At 66.1% G+C, this 743-nt stretch carries 1 protein-coding gene; it reads left to right on the top strand.

What is annotated here, in order from left to right; genetic code table 11:
- On the top strand, nucleotides 1–743 hold a 743-nt coding region (locus tag HZR81_RS23685; RefSeq protein WP_500129403.1), incomplete at both ends, for an FAD-dependent oxidoreductase.

Here is a 743-nt window from a genome sequence, read left to right as displayed (position 1 = left end):
CTCGACGGCGACTACCGCTTCGAAACCTACTTTTCGCTGTCCTGCCAGAACTGCCCGGACGTGGTCCAGGCGTTGAACCTGATGGCCGTGCTCAACCCGAACATCCAGCACGTGGCCATCGACGGCGCGCTGTTCCAGGACGAGGTCGAAGCGCGCCAGATCATGTCGGTGCCGAGCATCTACCTCAACGGCGAGTTGTTCACCCAGGGCCGCATGAGCGAAGAAGAGATCCTCGCCAAGCTCGACACCGGTTCCAGCGCCCGTGATGCCGAGAAGCTCAAGGCCAAGGACACCTTCGACGTGCTGGTGGTCGGCGGCGGTCCGGCTGGCGCCGCAGCGGCCATCTACGCCGCGCGCAAGGGCATCCGTACGGGCGTCGCGGCCGAGCGCTTCGGCGGTCAGGTGCTCGACACCATGGCCATCGAGAACTTCATCTCGGTGAAGGAAACCGAAGGCCCGAAACTGGCTCGCGCGCTGGAAGAGCACGTGCGCGAGTACGAGGTCGACATCATGAACCTGCAGCGCGCCAGCCAGCTGATCCCGGCCGGCGACGACGGCCTGCATCGTGTGCAGTTCGAGAATGGCGGCGAGCTCAAGGCCAAGACCCTGATCCTCGCCACTGGCGCGCGCTGGCGCGAAATGAACGTGCCGGGCGAGCAGGAATACCGCGGCCGTGGCGTCGCCTACTGCCCGCACTGCGATGGCCCGCTGTTCAAGGGCAAGCGCGTGGCGGTGATCGGCGG

Source organism: Pseudomonas sp. LM13, assembly GCF_041381355.1.
Taxonomy (GTDB): Bacteria; Pseudomonadota; Gammaproteobacteria; order Pseudomonadales; family Pseudomonadaceae; genus Stutzerimonas; species Stutzerimonas frequens.
Note: the sequence above shows the minus strand (reverse complement) of the source record. Positions and strands in the feature narration are given on the sequence as shown.